The following is a 17879-nucleotide window of genomic DNA, read 5'->3' as shown; positions in this document are numbered from 1 at the left end:
CGGGGTGACCAAAGAGGTCTTCTAGATCAGGCGGGCGATACCAGCGGGCGGTAGTGATCGGTGAAGATCCGCAGGCCGCGCCTGCGGAGCATCGGATCACGCAACGCCGGCGGCACATCGCGCGTGCGATCGCGCTCCCGGGTGCGGTCACGCACCGACTCGCACCTGGGACGACGCCGGTTCTCGTACGCCTGTAGCGCGGTCGCGACGTCACCTGAGGCAGCGCGAAGCTCCTCGCCGAGCACGACCGCGTCCTCGAACGACATGGCCGCGCCCTGAGCGAGCGTCGGGGCGGTGGCGTGCGCCGCGTCACCGACGAGCAGGACAGGGCCACGTGACCAGCTTCGCAGAACAACCTCGTCGGTGCGGGCGACCTGGACCTTTTCGATGGCGTCGAGAATGGCCGGCACCGGGCCGCCGAACGTGCCGAACAGCTCCCGCAGGTGGGCCTTGGGGTCCTCGGGGTTGGGCGAGTCGGGCGCGGTCTCGTCGGCGTAGCAGTAGATCTTGCGGCCGCCCATGGGCATGGCCACGAACGAGGACCGGCGCCCGAGCAGGGCCGTCCAGTCGCTGAGCGGGGGCCCGCCGGTGACCACCGAGCGGTAGACGATCTGGCCGGTGGGGTCGGCCGCGGCACCCAGCCCGGCCTTGGTGCGGATCGTCGAGCGGCGGCCGTCGGCCCCGACGACCAGGTCGTATTCCGCGACGCTGCCGTCTCCGAACTCGACCTTGGCGGCGCCCTCGAAGATCTCCAGGTCGCGCACGGCGGTGTCGTAGCGCACCTCGCCGCCCACGCCGGTGAGCAGCACCTGCTGGAGGTCGGCCCGCGACAGCGCCCGCGACTCGCCCACGCCGGCCCAGAGCCCGGCCACGTCCATCTCGAACAGCTCGCGGCCGCGGGCGTCGAGGAAGACCTGCCGGAAGATCAGATCGCCCAGCGGCCTCAGCGGCGCGTCCAGCCCGAGCTGGCGCAGGGCACGCGAGGCGTTGCCGGGAAGGTAGATGCCGGCGCCCGGCAGCATGGTCGCGGGCAGTTCCTCCACCACATCCGGCCGGAAGCCGGCGAGTCGCAGGGCTCGCGCAGCGGCGAGCCCGGCGATTCCGGCGCCCACCACGAGGATGCGCAACGTCATCGCAGCACTGCCTCCCACCGGTCGGACACGCGTTGGAGCCAAGACACTACCCCGCGCCACCGATCGGGGAAACCCGCGATCATCGACGCGTCCGAATTGTTCAGAAGGCTCGCCATGTCGCCAACCCTGGCACAGGCGTATGACAAATTACATCGGTGTATTTTCGGTCACCACGGGAAAAAATAGGGTCATGACGGATCGTCTGGCGGAGTACCGGAACAAGCGGGACGCCCGGCGCACGCCGGAGCCCATCCCGAGGCAGGCCGGGCGTGCCCGGAAGGACGAGAACCGCTTCGTCATCCAGCAGCACCACGCGCGCAGTCTGCATTGGGACGTCCGGCTCGAGCGCGACGGCGTGCTGGTCTCGTTCGCCGTTCCCCGCGGCCTGCCCAGGGATCAGGCCCGCAACAACCTGGCCAAGCACACCGAGGACCATCCGCTGGAATATCTCGCCTTCTCCGGCGAGATCCCGGCCGGTGAGTACGGCGGCGGCCGGATGACCATCTTCGACCAGGGCACGTACGAGACCGACAAGTGGCGCGACGACGAGATCGGTGTGACCTTTCACGGCGATCGCACGAACGGGCGCTACGTCTTCTTCCAGACCGGCGGCAACGACTGGATGGTCCGCCGGATGGACCCGCCCGAGCCGGGCTGGGAGTCCATGCCCGACGAGGTGGCGCCGATGGTGCCCGTGCCGGCGGCCAAGCTTCCGTCCGACGACGCCGACTGGGGCTACGAGCTGGCGTGGGGCGGCCGGCGCGTCCAGGCGTACGTCTCCGGAGGACGCCTGCGACTGATGGCCGGAAGCGAGGTGACCAGCTGGTATCCGGAGATCCGCGGTCTGGGCCCGGCGCTGGCGCCGGTCGAGGCCGTCCTCGACGGCGAGATCGTGGCGTTCGACGGGCCCCGGCCCTCGCCCGAGCTGCTGGCCCGGCGCAAGGCGCCGAAGGACCCGGCGGCGGCGAGGCGGGCGGCGGAGCGGACGCCGGTGCATTTATTGGTGTACGACCTGCTGTGGCTCGACGGGCACAGCACGGTCGAACTGGTGCGGTACGCGGAACGTCGCGAGCTGCTGGAGGGCCTGTCGATCGCGGGCGACCACTGGCAGACACCGCCCTACTTCCCCGGCGGCGGCGAGTTCGCGCTGGAGACGGCCCGGGCCCAGGGTCTGGAGGGTATCGTCGCCAAGCGGCTCGACTCGCCGTACCTCCCGGGACGGCGAAGCCGGCTCTGGCTTTCCGTTATCGCGCGCTGAGCCGCCCGTCTCCCTGTCGTGTCGAACACGACGATCCCCCAGCCGTCCCGACGTCACCGGCGCAAGCCCAGCCGCGCCGTCATCGCCTTGAGCGCCGGCGCGGCCGTGATCGCGGTCGCCCTCTCGGTGGCCGCGGTCTCGACGCGCGGCGGCGACGACGAGAGCACACCGGAGGCGGTCGCGGCGACGGTCCCGTCCCCCACTGTGGCTTCCGCTTCCGCCTCGGCGCCGGCATCGGCCGGGCCGAAGCCGTCCACCTCGAAAGCCGCGCCAGTCAAAGCAACGAAGCCCACGAAGCAGCAGCAGGCCCCGGCCAAGCCCGGTTGGATCAATGTCGACCAGACGGTCTGGCGGGCTCAGGTCGAGGCGTACAACTCCCGCAAGATCGATCCTGTCCCGGCCGGCGTCGGGAACCTGCCCGAGTTCCGCGCCGACTGCCAGTACAGCCACCGGCTGGCCGACGACCCGATCGTGCTGCCCGGCCTGCCCGGCGCCTCACACATGCACTCTTTCGTCGGCAACAAGGCGGTGGACGCCGCAACCACGGCCGATGACCTGACGAAGTTCACGGCCACCACCTGCAAGCCCGTGCAGGACCACTCGGCGTACTGGGTGCCGACGCTCTATGACAACGCCACGAACAAGCCCGTCGAGACCACCGGCTTCCGGGTGTACTACCGCTCGCTGCGCGACAGCTCGAAGGGCATGATGCCCGTGCCCAACGGTCTGCGCATGGTCGCCGGGGACGCCAAGAAGAAGGTGCCCACCCCGCGCGGCGCCCAGGGCCAGTTCTACTGCGCCTTCTACGGTCCCGGCGACCTCGACGGCATCGCCCGCAGCGCCAACGGCAACTGGCCGATCTGCGGCGGCGACGCCACCCTGCACTTCATGCTCCAGTTCCCCGACTGCTGGGACGGCGAGCATCTGGACAGCCCCAACCACAAGGACCACGTCGCCTTCGGCAACGGCCAAGGTTGCCCCGCGTCCCATCCCGTGCGCATCCCGGCCATCACGTTCGACATCCAGTACGGGGTGAAGGGCACCACCCAGGGCTACTACCTCTCCTCCGACAAGGACGTGAAGAGCGCCTCGTCCATGCACGGCGACGCTTTCGTCATGTGGGACCAGGACGCCATGAACAAGCGCACCAAGAACTGCGTCCTGCAACGCCGAACCTGCGACAACTTCGGCTACCTGGAATGAGGTCTCGCACCGAGGGTCCGTGAACCACGGGCGAACAAGGGGTTCCCTTCAGGGGTTTACCGGCTTCTGAAGCGGAAAGGTCTTCTGGTTAGATGCACCCCGACCCACCCCTGACCGCACCTGTGACTGAGATGTCTGCCGAACTCTGGAACTCCGCCGCCGGCGTCCTCGAGACGAACTGGGCCGGCGATCACATGGTCCCCTCCCGCCGCCTCTATCCACATCAGTGGAGCTGGGACGCCGCCTTCATCGCGGTCGGTCTGGCCTACGTCAACCCCACCCGTGCCTGGCGTGATCTGCGCAGCCTGTTCGAGGCGCAGTGGCCGGACGGCCGGGTGCCGCACATCGTCTTCGACCCGGCCATGTCCGAGGCCGACTACTTCCCGGGGCCCGCTTTCTGGGGCGTTCCGGCGTACGGCGTAAGGCCCGCACACGGCAGCACCGGCATCGTCCAGCCGCCGCTGCACGCGGTCGCGGCCTGGGAGGTCTACCGGCGGGCGGCCGCGCACGGCGCCGCCGCCTCGCAGCAGGCACAGGCCGAGCTGGAGTGGCTCTATCCGCGTCTGGTCGCCCAGCAGGAATATCTGACCGACCGCCGCGACCTCGGCGGCGGCGGTCTGGCCAGCGTCGTCCACCCGTGGGAGACAGGGCTGGACAACAGCCCGGCCTGGGACGACGCCATGGCCAACGTGCCGGCCGACCTGTCGCTGCTGAACGTCTACCGCCGCCGCGATCTGGCCGTCTCGGAGGCCTCGCACCGGCCCACCGACACCGACTACGCGCGGTACGTGGGACTGGTGCTCAGCTACCGTGCCGCCGACTACTCGGACACCGGGCTGCTGGAGTGGCACGCCTTCGCCGTCGAGTGCCCCTCCTTCAACGCCATTCTCGGCGCCGCCGAGCTGTCCCTGGCCCAGATCGCCGGCGTGCTCGGTCATGCCGCGGCGGCCGACGCGCATCGGGAGCGGGCTCAGCGGATCACGTCGGCCATCGTCGCCCGGCTGTGGAACCCGGACACCGGCATGTTCCACGCGCGGGACGTGCACACCGGCAAGCTGACCCCGGCCCGCTGCGTCAGCGGCCTGGTGCCGCTGATGCTTCCCGATCTGCCCGCCGGCCAGGTCGAGGGCGTGCTGGCGGCCATGCGCTCGGAGCGTTTCGGGCTGCCGGTGACGAGCTACGACTGTACGGCCGCGGACTTCGACACCTTGCGTTACTGGCGTGGCCCGGTCTGGATCAACGTGAACTGGCTGCTGCGCCGCGGGCTGCTCGTGCACGGTCGCCGGGACGAGGCCGAGGACCTGCGGGCCGCCATGGTCCGGCTCGTGCACCGCAACGGCCACTTCGAATACTTCCACCCGGAGACCGGTGAGGGCCTGGGGGCGCCCAGTTTCAGCTGGACGGCCGCCCTGGCCCTCGACCTGCTCGCCGACCGTTCCGTGCCGGCGTACGCCAAGGCAGCTTAGAAGAGAACCACCGAGCGCAGCACGCCACCGGTGTGCATCTTCTTGAACGCGGCCTCGACGTCGCCCAGGCCGATCTCCTCGGTCACGAAGGCGTCGAGGTCGAGCCGTCCCTGCAGGTAGAGCTCGGTCAGCATGGGGAAGTCGCGGGTGGGCAGGCAGTCGCCGTACCAGCTGGATTTGAGCGCGCCGCCGCGGCCGAAGACCTCGAGCAGCGGCAGCTCGATCTTCATATCGGGCGTGGGCACCCCGACCAGGACCACCGTGCCCGCGAGGTCACGGGCATAGAAGGCCGTCTCGTACGTCTCCGGGCGCCCCACCGCCTCGATCACCACGTCGGCGCCGAAGCCACCGGTCAGCTCCTTCACCGCCTCGACCACATCGGTGCCACGCGCGTTGATCGTGTGGGTGGCGCCGAAGCCCTTGGCCCATTCGAGCTTCTGCTCGTCGGTGTCGATCGCGATGATCGTGGTCGCGCCGGCCAGCGCCGCCCCGGCCACCGCGCCGTCGCCGACACCGCCGCAGCCGATCACCGCGACCGAGTCGCCGCGGGTGACGCCGCCGGTGTTCACGGCCGCGCCGATGCCGGCCATCACGCCACAGCCGAGCAGGCCCACCGCGGCCGGCCGGGCCCGCGGATCGACCTTTGTGCACTGTCCGGCCGCGACCAGCGTCTTTTCCACGAACGCGCCGATGCCCAGGGCCGGTGACAGCTCGGTGCCGTCCTCGAGGGTCATCTTCTGGGTGGCGTTGTGGGTGGCGAAGCAGTACCACGGCTTGCCCTTGCGGCAGGCCCGGCACTCGCCGCAGACGGCACGCCAGTTCAGCACCACGAAGTCGCCCGGAACGACCTCGGTGACGCCGGCGCCGACCGACTCGACCACGCCCGCGGCCTCGTGGCCGAGCAGGAACGGGAAGTCGTCGTTGATGCCGCCCTCGCGATAGTGCAGATCCGTATGACAGACGCCGCACGCCTGGATCTTGACCACGGCCTCGCCGGGACCGGGATCGGGGACGACGATGGTGGTCAACTCGACCGGAGCACCCTTGCCGCGGGCGATGACGCCCTGCACACGCTGACTCATCGGCTCAGCGTAGGACGGGCCGCGCCCGGAGTCAGCGGCTCTTCGAGCAACGCGGCGGCGACCTTGGCCAACTGGCGCGTCTGGGCCGGGCTCAGACGATCAAAGACAAGTTGTTGTACGGCCTCAGCATGCCCCGGCGCCGTCTCGGCGACCTTCGCGAATCCCTCGTCGGTGAGCACCGCGATCTGGACGCGGCCGTCGGCGGGATCACGCTCGCGGTGGACCCAGCCCTGCCCCTCGAGGCGGGCCACGACGTGCGACAGGCGGGAGAGGGAGGCGCTGACCGATTTGGCCAGGCGGCTCATGGCCAGCCGGCGGCCGGGCTGCTCGGACAGGTAGACCAGCACGATGTAACCCATGTGGGTCAGGCCGGCGTCACGCTGAAGCTGAGCCTCGAGCGCCGCGGGCACTCTGATCAGCACCTCGACGAAGCGGCGCCACGTCTGCTGCTGCTCGTCGCTCAACCATCGCGGCGCGGGCTCTGTCATGCAGAGAGGTTAGTAGCGCGCCGGGCGTAGGTCACGATCCGGGTCAAGACATCGACGCTCGGCTCTGGCTTGGGTACGCTGCGCGGATACTTTCCCCAGCGCACGATGCCGGGACCGGCTGGCTGGGGGGCCACGGCCGGTCCCGGTGTCGTGCTTCGCGCTACTTCTGCGGCGGCTCGTCCTTGCCCTGCTCCTCGAGGCGGTCGGCCTCTTCCTTGGTCTTGTGCACCGCGCCGTCGGCGTGCTCCGGCGGGCCGTAGACGGTGTAGAGGACCAGCGGGTTCGGGCCGGTGTTGAGGAAGTTGTGCTTGTGCCCGGCCGGCACCACCACGAGATCACCCTGGGCGACATTGCGGGTCTGCCCCGAGACGATGGCCTTGCCGGTGCCGCTGACGAAGGTGAGGATCTGGTCCACCTCGTGGACCTCCTCACCGATCTCGCCGTCCGGCGGAATCGTCATGATGACCAGCTGGGTGTGCTTACCGGTCCACAGGACCCGGCGGAAGTCCGGGCTCTTCTCGGCTACGGTGGCGATCGTGAAGTGCTCCATGTAAGGCCATATACCCCGCTCAGGGCGTATGCAATCGGCCGTCCACGACGGGCGCGGGCCGCCCGATCAGATAGCCCTGCACATAGTCGACGCCGAGCTCGCGCAGCAGCCGCAACGTCGGCTCGTCCTGGACGAACTCGGCCACGGTGTGGATGCCGTACGCCTGACAGACCTGGACCAGAGCACGGACCAGGACCTGGTCCTGGGGGTTGTCGACCAGATCGACCACGTACTCCCCGTCGATCTTCACCAGGTCGATGGGGAAGATCCGCAGGTAGCGGAACGACGCGTAGCCGGAGCCGAAGTCGTCGAGGGCGAGTTCGCAGCCGAGGTCGCGGACCCGGTCGGCGAACCGGCGGGCCTCGCTCAGGTTGCCGATCAGCGCGGTCTCGGTGATCTCGAAGGTGAGCTGCTCGGGCTTGACCCGATATTGCTGGATGAGCCGCTCGACCTCGTCGGTCAGCCGCGGATCGCCGACCGAGCGACCGGACAGGTTGATCTGGAGACAGTTCGAGGGCTGTTCGGCGGCCAGCTGCATGGCCCGCTCGACCACCCACAGATCGATGTCGAAGACCGCGTCGAGACGTTCGGCCGTGTCGAGCACCTGGGTCGGCGACTGCGGGCCGTCCGCCTCGTCGAGCACCCGCAGCAACAGCTCGTGCCGGGTCACCGTGTTGGTCTGAAGATCGAGGATGGGCTGGGCGTAGAGGGTGAACCGGTCGGTGTCGAGGGCGTCGGCGACCCGGCTGCGATAGGAGCCCTGCCGGTCCCGCGCCGGCACCGGATGGGCGACGTGAGTGAGCGGCCGGTCGGCCTCGCGCGACTGCCGCCAGGCCTGCTCGGCGTCGATCAGCAGCTCGTGGCTGCCGGCGTCGCCGTCCGGGGTGAACCGCACCAGCCCGCCCCACGCCTCGGCCCGCAGCCACGTGTCCGTCAGCACGAAGGTCTGCGAGCGCAGCGCCTGGACCAGCAGCTCGGCCTCGCGCCGGGCCATCGGCCAGGACGTGCCGGCCAGCAGCAGCGCGATCTCGTTGGGGCCGACCCGGCCGAGCAGCGCGCCCTCCTGCACGACACCCTCCAGCACACGGGCGGCGCGATGCAGGAGGTCGGCGTTGCGCTCGGGGCGGCTTCCGCTTTCGGCCTGGCCGCTTCCGCTCTCCGGCTGCACACGGATGACCAGCACCGCTCCGCCGCCCCGGCGCTGCGCCCGGTCGATCTCGTCGGCGAAGCGGGCGCGGGTGAGCAGCCCGGTGGCCGGGTCGGGCTCGATCAGCGAATCCTGCACCGTCTCGCCCCGGCGGGCCAGGCGGGCCAGCTCACGGCGGGCGCGCTCCCGGGCCGAGACGTCGGTCACCGTGCAGCGGATGCCGCGGACCGTGCCGTCGGGGCTCTTCACCGGCTCGATGCGGCAGTCGACGTCGAACCAGCCGCCGTCGGCGCGCATGAGCCGCAGCGTGGTGCGCACCATCGAGCCGCTCGTCCAGGTCGAGGTGATCGCCCCGAGGGCCCGGGCGTGGTCGTCACGGTGCACATAGCGCACAAGGACCTTGCGGCTCACCTCGTTCTGAGCCGGCGGGTGACCCAGCATCGCGCGCAGCGCGGCCGACCAGACGATGCGGTCGCCGCTGGCCGTGTACGAGAACCAGGCCGAACGCTCGCCGGGCTCGTCATCGGCGGCGGTGCGCTGCTCCGGAAGCCTCGGCTGGACATGCCGGTGCTCATCCGGTGCCACCATCGCGCCCGCCACCTCCCCCGGCGTCTCCCGAACCCCTGAACTATTACGACCCGTCACGGGGTCGATATAACAGTGGACGTCCGCCCCAATGTTTTGCGCGGCTTGCCAACAAAACCACGAGCTGCTGGTTCTCGCCCGATCAGAGTAGGGAATTAGCCGATCGGTTGACCACTGCGCTGCGTGATTATCGCTGCCAAATACCGTCAGTTCCATGACGGACAGTTACTACGCGTGCCGATCGTGGAACCTACCGCGATTCCTACCCGTCCGGGCCGACTGGCATGCACGCTACGCGCTTCGAGGGACGCGCCACGTAACCAGATCCGGAAAGGATGGATATGGTGGCTATTGAGGGTTGCTCGCGACCGACCTCAAGCCGCGCTGAGCCGACGGCAGATCGCCGGGTCTCCACCGTCGCGAGCATTCTCACTGGACCTGATGAGTGAGGCAAGGGCAGGGCATGGGCATCATTCGGAACATGCAGCGGGTGCACGCCACGCAGGCGGCGGCCGAGCATCGCGCCAACACCGCCGCGGCGCAGCAGCGCGACCTGATCCGGCGCAATGCCGACCTGGCCATCGCGGCCGCGCAGCAGGCCGCCTCCGACACCGACCGGCAGCGGGAGCGCCGCCGGCTGTACGTCGAGGCGCGCAACGCCGACGCCGCGGCGGCCAACGCCGAGATCCGGGGGCGGCTCAGCGACCTGGACGCGCTGCTGCTCTCCACGCTGGACGTCGACGACCACATCGACCTGCAGATCTTCAAGAAGCCGACGGTCGTGCCGCCGTTCGATCCCGGTCCGCTCGGCCGGCCGGCGCCGGAGCCGAGATGGGACAGTTACGTGCCGCCGCCGCAGCGCGGTGTCGGCAAGATCATCGGCGGGGACCGCCTGCGTCAGCAGCAGACGGCCAGCGCCCGCCGGGCGTACGAGGACGCGCGGGCCCGGTGGGCCGAGTCCGAACAGCGGCGCCAGCGGCAGTTGCAGGCCCGGCGCCGGCAGTACGAGGAGAGCATCCGCAAGCACCAGGAGCAGATGGCCGCGTACAACGCCGAGGTGGACCGCTTCGCGACGGCGGTGGCCGGCGCCGACCCGGCGTCGGTGGTCGAGTACTTCGCGATGGTGCTCGGCAACTCGGTCTATCCGGACGACTTCCCCCAGCACTTCCGCCTGGCCTATCTGCCGAAGCAGAAGCACCTGCTGGTCGAGTACCACCTGCCACCGATCGAGGTGGTGCCGATCGTGAAGGAGTACCGCTACGACCGCACCCGCGACGACCTGACCGCGGTGCCCCGCGACGAGGGCGAGATCCGCCGCCGCTACGTCGAGGTGATCGCCCGGGTGACCCTGCGGACCATCCACGAGATCATCGAGGCCGATCGGGGCGGTCTCGTACGCCAGGTGTCGTTCAACGGCATCGTGGACAGCATCGACAAGCGCACCGGCCGTTTCGTCCGCCCGTGCCTGGTCTCGGTACAGACCGAACGCGACACGTTCGCCGCGATCAAGCTGCGCCGCGTCGACCCGGTGGCCTGCGTGAAGCACCTCGAAGGCACCCTGTCCCCCAGCCCCGACGAGCTGGCCGGCATCTCCCCGAAGATCGATTTCGACCGTGACGCCGACCGGGACTTCACCGAGGAGTTCAACGTCCTGGCCGAGATCGACGAGCGCCCGAACCTGGTCACCCTGCCCGACGTGGCCTGGGAGCAGCAGCTGACCGACCTGTTCGGCGTGATGGGCCTGCAGATGGGCACGCCGGCGCGTACCGGCGCCGGCACCCGCTGGCTGTGCACCGACCCCCGCCCCATCTTCGGCGGCCCGGTGGTGGTCTTCGCGACCCGGGGCCCGGCCGCCGGATCGGCCGCGGTGCACGCCCTGGCCGGAGCGGTCAGCGCGGCCGGCGCCACCAAGGGCATCCTGGTCTCGCTGGGCGGCATCGAGCCCGAGGCGTACGAGGCGCTGGCCGGCCGCCCGCTGGAGCTGATCGACGGACCGGCGCTGGTCACTCTCCTGTCGAACTACTGCCGGGTGAAGGCCCGCATCGAACTGACCGAAACCGTCACAGCGTGAGTGGCACGAAACGGTGAGTTGAGGAGCTGATCAGTCTCCATAGGATTTCGGCATCGCGGCGCACGAGGCCGCGGGATCGCTCAATCCACGGGGGATTTCATGTTCTTGCTCAACCGTAAGTCGCTGGCCGCCGCCGCAGTCGTCGGCGCGACGGTGGCCACGACGGCTCTGCTCGCCTCTCCGGCTCAGGCCGCGGCGGCCGCCAACGCCCGGGTCGACGGCGGCGCCGTCCGGTTCACCGCCGCCACCGGCCAGTCCAACGCCCTGGTCATCACCCTCTCGGGCCGCACGATCACGCTGGACGACCGGGTCGCCGTCAAGGCCGGCAAGGGCTGCAAGGCGGTCAAGGGCGACCCGACCAAGGTGCGGTGCACCACCGCCTCGAAGCCGGTCGAGGTCAGCGTCCTGCTCGGCGACAAGAACGACAAGGTCACCAACAAGACCGCGGTGCACATGTACGCCGAGGGCCACGCCGGCGTGGACACGATGGTCGGCGGCTCGGGCTGGGACCGGCTGCTGGGTGGCACCGGCAGCGACTACCTGTACGGCAAGGGCGGCCACGACTCGATCTCCGGCGGCCCCGGCAACGACTACATCGACGACCCGTGGGGCAACAACTGGCTCGACGGCGGCGCCGGCAACGACACCGTCCTGGGCGGCTACGGCAACGACCGGATCCTCGGCGGCTCCGGCAACGACGCCCTGAACGGCATCGACGGCAACGACACCATCTACGGCGGCCCCGGCAACGACGGCCTGGTCGGCCACAAGGGCAACGACAAGCTCTACGGCGGCACCGGCAACGACGTCCTGGACGGCTTCGAGGGCAACGACAGCCTCTACGGCCAGGACGGCGACGACCGCCTCAACGGCGGCCCGGGCAACGACATCCTCGTCGGTGGCGCCGGCCGGAACACCATCACCCAGTAACGCACCCGGCGGGTGCCCAGCCTCCACGAGGCCGGGCACCCGCCGGCCTTTTCCGCGGCATATCCGGCCGAGCGGCGGGTACAGCAGCACAATGATCCTCCGCCGCCGCTGGACCCTCGCGCGAGGGCTGCGGATCCACGACATCGCGGCGGAGGACGCACCAGGCGTGCCGATCGTCTTCGTGCACGGCCTGGCCGTCTCGCACCGCTACCTGATGCCCACGGCCCGTGCGCTGGCCGCCCGGCATCCCGTCGTGGTCCCGGACCTGCCCGGCTTCGGGCTCAGCGACAAGCCCTCACACGCCTACGACGTAGCCGAGCACGCCGGCCACCTGGCGGCCTGGTTGCAGGCTCGCGGCCTGGGCCCGGTCTGCCTGATCGGTCACTCGTTCGGCGCCGAGGTGGTCGCCCGCCTCGCCGTTCACCACCCGGACGCGGTCACCGGCGTGGTGCTGGCGAGCCCGACCGCGGACCCCCGGGCCCGCACCCGCCGCGGCCTGATCGGCCGCTGGCTGCTGGACACCCTGGTCGAGGCCCCATGGCAGGCCCCGATCCTGGCCCGCGACGTAGCCGACGCCAAGCCCTGGCGCGTCCTGGCCACGGTAGGCCACTCGGTGCACAACGAGGTCGAGAAGGACCTGCTGCGCCTGCCGGTCGCTCCACTGGTGCTGGGCGGCTCCCTGGACTCCGTGGCCCCACTGACGTGGCGAACGGCCGTGGCCGAGATGACCGGCGGCACTTCAGTCACGATCCCCGGCGCCGCCCACAACGCCCTGACCACCTCACCTCAACGCGCCGCCACCGCAATCACCGCCTACCTGTCCGAGCCCTGAGCCGCCCCACAATCACCGCCACCCGTCAGCTGGGAGCCGACGCCCGTGCCACCCCCATCGGCCGGCCAAGCGCCACTCGCCTGCTCGGCCACGTACGCTCCACGCGCCGGCCCGGTCGCTGAGGTCGGGGCGCGGGCTGTCAGCAGATCGCGCGGATCAGTTCGGCGAGGACCTCCTCGTCGGCCGGGTCGGCGGGCTCGTACTCGGTGATTCCCAGGCCGGCCAACGGGAAGCGCTCCGTCAAGGCCCGCACCGCCGCCGCCAATTGCCGCGGGGTGACGCCGCCCGGCGCGGGGCTGCCGACCGACGAGAACGTCGACGGGTCGAGCACATCCAGGTCGATGTGGACATAGACGGCCCGCGCTCCCGCGGCCGCCACCACCGAGGGCAGTTCATCGAGCGCCGCCATCACCACGCCATTGTCGGAAATATACTCCTTTTCCGACGAGTCGAGCGCTCGCACACCGGCCAGCACCACCTGCGCCGGCCGCAGGGTGCGGCGCGGCTTCAGGTCGGCCGGGCCCTCGCCCAGCAGCGTGCGCAGCACCATGCCGTGGAAGGCGCCGGACGGTGAGGACTCCGGTGTGTTGAGGTCGCCGTGGGCGTCGAACCACACCACCACGAGTCCGTCGCCGTGGCGTTCCAGGGCCGCCTCGATCGGCGCCAGCTCGACCCCGCAGTCGCCGCCGGCCGTGACCATCGGCGGGTCGGTCACCGCGGCCCTGATCGCCGCGAGGTTGTCCGCCAGCGAGTCGGTCACCGGCACCCGGACCCGCCGATCGCCCGGGATCATCCGGGCCAGCGCGGCCGCCCCCTCGGCCAGGCGGCCCGCGGTCGGCGAGCCCGAACCCTGCCACTGGCCCACCTCGAGGACCGTCCGGCGTGGCGGCGGCACGATGCCGAGCTCGTCGACGCGCTGCCAGACCGGGCTCATCGCCGCCTCCGGCTCCCGGGCGTAGATGCTGCCCCGGATGCGCACGAAGACGCAGTTGCCCACCCGCTCCAGCACCGCCTGGCGGCGCATGTCGCTCTCCCACTGCTCCGGCCCGTGATAGGCGTCGCCGTCGCACTCGATCGCCAGGCGGCGGCCGTCGGGGGCGTTCAGCACGAAGTCGATGCGGTAGGCGCCGATCCGGAACTGCGGGATGGGCCGGTATCCGCGCGCCAGCAGCCGTTTGAGCACGTCACGCTCGAAGTCGCTCTCGCAGCGCCGGGCCAGGTCGGCCGCTTCCTCGGCCGGCGTCAGATTGAGCGCGTACGACAGGAGCAGCCCCCGCGCGTCGTCGGCCAGCAGCGAGCCCGGCCGCACCGAATGGAAGATCCACAGCTGGTCGCGGGCCCGGGACGCGGCCACGTTGATCCGCCGGTGGTACTCCCGCTTGGTGAAGGCCGCCACGCGCGGGTCGTTGTCGGAGACCACCATGGACACCAGCACGACGTCGCGCTCGTCGCCCTGGAACGTGTACGCGTCGCCGACCCGCAGCCGCCGCGCCTGGATCTCGTCCTCGCCGATCTCCGCACGCAGGAGACCCAGCAGATAGGACGCCTGGCCGCTCGTGCTCAGCAGCGAGATCACGCCGAGCGTGCGTCCCGCGTACGCCGGGTCGCGCACGATCGCCGCGACCTGCTCGACCAGCGCGTGCGCCTCGGCCTTGTTCACGTCGCCGAAGCCGGAGATCGGCTGCCGCACCCCGTCGGGCAGGAAGACCGTGCGGATCGGCGCCAGCGAGGGGCGGTCCGCCCGGAGCGGCATGATCTTGCCGTCGTAGTAGTGGCGGGACGAGAACTCGATGATCTGCGGCACGCAGCGGAAGTGCTCGGTCAGCAGGATCCGCTCGGGCGAGCGCCGCACCGCGTGGTCGTAGAGCGACGACTCCGGATCGAAGTGCTCGGCCGACGGCACGTCGCCGAGGTGGCTGTGTATCAGGCCGCTGACCGTGCCGACGAAGCCGAGCTGCGGCCCGATCTGCTGGTCGTCGCCGACCACCACGGCCCGCTCGGCCAGCGACAGCACCGGCAGCGCGAACAGGTCGGCCTGTGACGCCTCGTCGACGATCACGACGTCGAACCGGGCCCCGCCGGCGAACTGCTCGATGGCCCGGTCGACCGACATGACCCAGACCGGCACGGCGTCGACCGCCTGTTCCATGGCCCGCTGCGCGTGCGCCTGCCAGGCCGCGGCCGTGCGCCCGGTCCCCTTGCCGATCTTGCGGAGGGCGGTGGTCCAGTCGGCCAGCGCGGCCCGCCGCCGGTCGTCCAGGCTGCGCGACACCTCGAGCCAGGCCGACGCGACGACCAGTTCGGCCGTGCGCTTCCGGATCTTCTCGCGGGCGCTCTCGACCCGCTTGGCCAGCACGGCCGGGTCGACCCCGCCGATCACCTCGTCGAACCACGTCTGCGCCCGCCGCCACTGCCAGGCGTCCAGACAGGCCTTGCCGGAGACCGCCGGCACCCGTCCGGCCTCGACGGACGCCACCCAGAGGGGCGCCGCCGGCGCCAGCCGGTCGCGGAGCGCGGCGTATCTCTCCACCTCGGGCCGCAGCCCCTCCAGCCGGCGCACCTCGGCCAGCTCCTCGTCCCAGCCGTCCAGCGCCTCCCACGCCCCGGCCAGCGGCTTCCACACCGCCACCCGCTCGGCGATCTCGCGGCGCCGCCGGTCGAGCGTGTCCAGCTCGGCGACCGCGTCCGCCGCGTCGAGCAGCTCCGCGACCTCGGCCAGCCGCGCCGAGTCGAGATCGAGCTCGCGCTGGGGAACGAGCCGGCTCAGGCGCTCGGCCAGCACCGGCCAATGGCGCACGTCCCAGTCGAGCGACTGCCCGGCCTCGGCCAGCAGCGAGCCCGCCCAGATCTCCGGATCGCCGGCCGGGGCCGGGACGGCCAGCCGGGTGATCCACTCCGTCCAGTGGCCGCCGAGACGCTGCCGCGCCCTTTCCCGCCGGACCCACGCGGACGCCACGTCGACGTCCTCGACGGTGCGCAGCGGCTCGCCGTCGACCCGGACCTCGTCGGCGAGCCGGTAGAGCCCGGACTGGAGCAGGCGGCTCAGGCCGCGGCCGCCCGCGAACCGCTGGCGGATCTCGTCGAGCTGGGCGAGCAGCCTTTTCGGCTCGGCCGCCCACGGACCGGGCACGGTCACCGGATGGCCGGCCAGCGTCCGGGTCAGGGTGGCCAGCTCGGCGAGCAGCGCCTCGGTCGCCCCGACGTGATCGGCCCAGACCGTGCGCCAGTGCGGATCGTTGAGGAGCCGGCCGAGCCGGTCGGTCCATGAACCCTCACGGCGGCGCAGCCAGGTCAGCGCGTTGTGCAGGTCGGACCGTACGGCGGTGACGTCCTCGCCCCGTACGGTCTGAAGGTCGAGACCGGCCGACGCCAGGCGCGACACGCGGACGGCGAGCGAGTCCCGCCACGCCCGTGCCGCGGCCGCCTCGGCGGCGTCCGGAAGATCACCGGTCGGCGGAAGGCGCCGCAGGGCCGCGGCCCGATCGGCCGGCGAGACGCGCACGGCCGTCTCGAGCAGCGCCTGGAACTCGGCGCCGTCGAGCGGGGGCGGCCCGTCGACCGGATCGGGGATGCCGCTTCGGGTGGCGGCTCGTTCCCGCAGCCAGGCTCCCACCTCGACCGGGGTCAGCGGAGCGCCGTCGATCGGATAGGTGACCGCCTCGTTCTCGGCGATCGCGCGCAGGCCGCCCAGGGCCGCCGCCAGCTCGCGCTCGGCCTCCTCGAGCAGGCCGGTGAGCCGCTCGACCCGGCGCGCCTCGGCCTGTTTGTCGAGGGTGGCGGCCCGGTCGGCCAGCTCGCGGGCGGCCAGCTGGAGCTGGACGAGCTGGTCGGTCGTACGGCCGAGCACGGCCAGGCAGAGGGCCCGGATCTCCTCGGGCAGGCCGTCGCGGAGCACCCGCAGCGGGTCCTCTTTCTGCGCGACGACCAGCACCCGCTTGCCGTTGGCCATGAGGTGGCAGATCAGGTTGCGGATCGTGTGGGTCTTGCCGGTGCCGGGCGGGCCCTGGACGGCGACGTTGCGATGCTGGGCCAGGCGGCGGGCGATCGACTCCTGCGCCTCGTTGGTGGGCAGCGGCATGAGCAGCCGCTCGCCGACCCGATGCCAGCTCTCCGGCCGGTCGTCGGGCATCCGCAGCTTGCTGGGCTCGTGGGCGACGATCGCGGCCAGCGCGCCCACGCTGGCCTTGTCGCCGTCGAGCAGCCGGTTGCGCAGGTTTTCCAGGAAGCCGCGCAGGAGCCGCTGCTTGGGCCGCGCGAACAGGACGCCGACGTCGCTGACATGCGGCTCGGTGGTCTCCTCGGAGGTGATCAGCCGGTCGTAGCCGAGGCGGCCCAGCGCCCGCTCGAACAGCTCCCGCCGCTCCAGGTCGCTCCACAGGTCGACCTCGAGCGTGCCGGCCGGGCCGGCCAGGCCGAGGAGCTGGCTCAGATAGCGCTCGTCGAGGCCGGCCAGGGCGTCGGTCTGCAACCGCGAGGGGCCGGCCGGCGAGACGGTGACCAGGGAGCGGTCGGGCTCGTACTCGATCAGCACTGGCGTGGCCACCAGCGGGTAGCGGACCCGTTCACCGTTGACGACGGTCTGTAGCAGGCCGTGCCCCCAGACGAGCTCGGTGGTGGCCGCGGTCATGTCGATCTGGTGCATGAGGTCGAACAGCTGCCGGTGCAGCGCGCGGGTCTTCTCGGCCTCAGCCGTGGCGTGCGCCCACGGGCGCCAGGCCTGATCGCGCCACGTCTCGAAGTCGGCGCCGGCCTCGTCGGAGGTCGGCTCCTCGCCGGCCGTGACGTCGCCGCGGAGACGCCGGCGCAGGGCGGCCGGCACCGTGACCGGCGGCGGCAGGGAGGGCAGCCCGACCCGCAGCCACGACGGGTCGTCGCCGGCCGGGCCGACCTGGCAGGCCGGATGGTCGGGGAGAACGTCGAGGCGGTACGCGTCGGCCGGCGTCACCCGCGCGGGCCGGTCCATCTGGGCGCGGACGGCGAGCAGATAGTCGGCGACGGCGACGGCCCTGTCCCGGATCGTCGTGGGCGACTCGATCTGCTCGGACATCCTCCGAAGTCTAGGACGCCCGGGCCCGTCCGGGCGTCTCGCGACCGGCGCGCCCCCACGCTCGGTCCGGTAACCGCTACTGTGACG

The 17879-nt window shown here is 71.4% G+C and carries 12 protein-coding genes; 6 read left to right on the top strand and 6 right to left on the bottom strand.

Annotated features, from left to right (window positions below):
- Positions 1 to 26 precede the first annotated feature (26 nt).
- Positions 27 to 1133 carry an FAD-dependent monooxygenase gene (locus tag ACFY36_RS44715; RefSeq protein ID WP_499752018.1) on the bottom strand — a complete coding sequence of 369 codons (1107 nt, stop codon included), beginning with the start codon at positions 1131 to 1133 and terminating at the stop codon, positions 27 to 29.
- Between the two features lie 190 nt (positions 1134 to 1323).
- On the opposite strand from ACFY36_RS44715, the gene ACFY36_RS44710 reads away from it, so the two are divergent.
- The 3 genes from ACFY36_RS44710 to ACFY36_RS44700 all read left to right on the top strand — a co-directional run bounded on the left by ACFY36_RS44710 (position 1324) and on the right by ACFY36_RS44700 (position 5060).
- Positions 1324 to 2391, top strand: a complete 1068-nt coding sequence (locus ACFY36_RS44710) for a DNA polymerase ligase N-terminal domain-containing protein (protein WP_499752017.1) — start codon at positions 1324 to 1326, stop codon at positions 2389 to 2391.
- 18 nt (positions 2392 to 2409) lie between these two features.
- Complete coding sequence (locus ACFY36_RS44705; RefSeq protein WP_499752016.1) at positions 2410 to 3594, top strand: DUF1996 domain-containing protein; 1185 nt, start codon at positions 2410 to 2412, stop codon at positions 3592 to 3594.
- A gap of 131 nt (positions 3595 to 3725) precedes the next feature.
- Entirely contained in the window at positions 3726 to 5060 is a 1335-nt protein-coding gene (locus tag ACFY36_RS44700; protein WP_499752015.1) for an MGH1-like glycoside hydrolase domain-containing protein, read from the top strand.
- Here ACFY36_RS44700 and ACFY36_RS44695 read toward each other — a convergent pair.
- The 4 genes from ACFY36_RS44695 to ACFY36_RS44680 form a co-directional block, all read right to left on the bottom strand.
- Complete coding sequence (locus ACFY36_RS44695; protein WP_499752014.1) at positions 5057 to 6142, bottom strand: S-(hydroxymethyl)mycothiol dehydrogenase; 1086 nt, start codon at positions 6140 to 6142, stop codon at positions 5057 to 5059. The two genes, ACFY36_RS44700 and ACFY36_RS44695, sit on opposite strands and share 4 nt — an antisense overlap.
- Positions 6139 to 6630: a MarR family winged helix-turn-helix transcriptional regulator gene (locus ACFY36_RS44690; RefSeq protein ID WP_499752013.1), complete on the bottom strand. Its 492-nt coding sequence runs from the start codon at positions 6628 to 6630 to the stop codon at positions 6139 to 6141. Before ACFY36_RS44690 ends, ACFY36_RS44695 begins: the two co-directional genes overlap by 4 nt.
- Before the next feature lie 160 nt (positions 6631 to 6790).
- Entirely contained in the window at positions 6791 to 7180 is a 390-nt protein-coding gene (locus ACFY36_RS44685) for a cupin domain-containing protein (RefSeq protein WP_360244573.1), read from the bottom strand.
- Positions 7181 to 7199: 19 nt separating this feature from the next.
- Positions 7200 to 8915, bottom strand: coding sequence for an EAL domain-containing protein (locus ACFY36_RS44680; RefSeq protein ID WP_499752012.1), 1716 nt, complete (start codon positions 8913 to 8915; stop codon positions 7200 to 7202).
- A 460-nt stretch (positions 8916 to 9375) separates the two neighbouring features.
- Between ACFY36_RS44680 and ACFY36_RS44675 the strand changes: the two genes are divergently transcribed.
- The 3 genes from ACFY36_RS44675 (at position 9376) to ACFY36_RS44665 (ending at position 12745) form a co-directional block, all read left to right on the top strand.
- A complete protein-coding gene (locus ACFY36_RS44675; RefSeq protein WP_499752011.1) occupies positions 9376 to 10983 on the top strand; it encodes a restriction endonuclease in 1608 nt (535 codons plus the stop codon).
- A gap of 99 nt (positions 10984 to 11082) precedes the next feature.
- A complete protein-coding gene (locus tag ACFY36_RS44670; RefSeq protein ID WP_499752010.1) occupies positions 11083 to 11913 on the top strand; it encodes a calcium-binding protein in 831 nt (276 codons plus the stop codon).
- Positions 11914 to 12004: 91 nt separating this feature from the next.
- Positions 12005 to 12745, top strand: a complete 741-nt coding sequence (locus ACFY36_RS44665) for an alpha/beta fold hydrolase (RefSeq protein ID WP_499752009.1) — start codon at positions 12005 to 12007, stop codon at positions 12743 to 12745.
- Positions 12746 to 12884: 139 nt separating this feature from the next.
- Here the strand turns inward: ACFY36_RS44665 and ACFY36_RS44660 are convergent, their stop codons facing one another.
- Positions 12885 to 17792 carry an arginase family protein gene (locus ACFY36_RS44660; RefSeq protein WP_499752008.1) on the bottom strand — a complete coding sequence of 1636 codons (4908 nt, stop codon included), beginning with the start codon at positions 17790 to 17792 and terminating at the stop codon, positions 12885 to 12887.
- Positions 17793 to 17879: the final 87 nt, after the last annotated feature.

The organism is Actinoplanes sp. NPDC000266, assembly GCF_042899005.1.
Lineage (GTDB): Bacteria > Actinomycetota > Actinomycetes > Mycobacteriales > Micromonosporaceae > Actinoplanes.
This window is presented reverse-complemented; position numbering and strand designations above follow the sequence as displayed.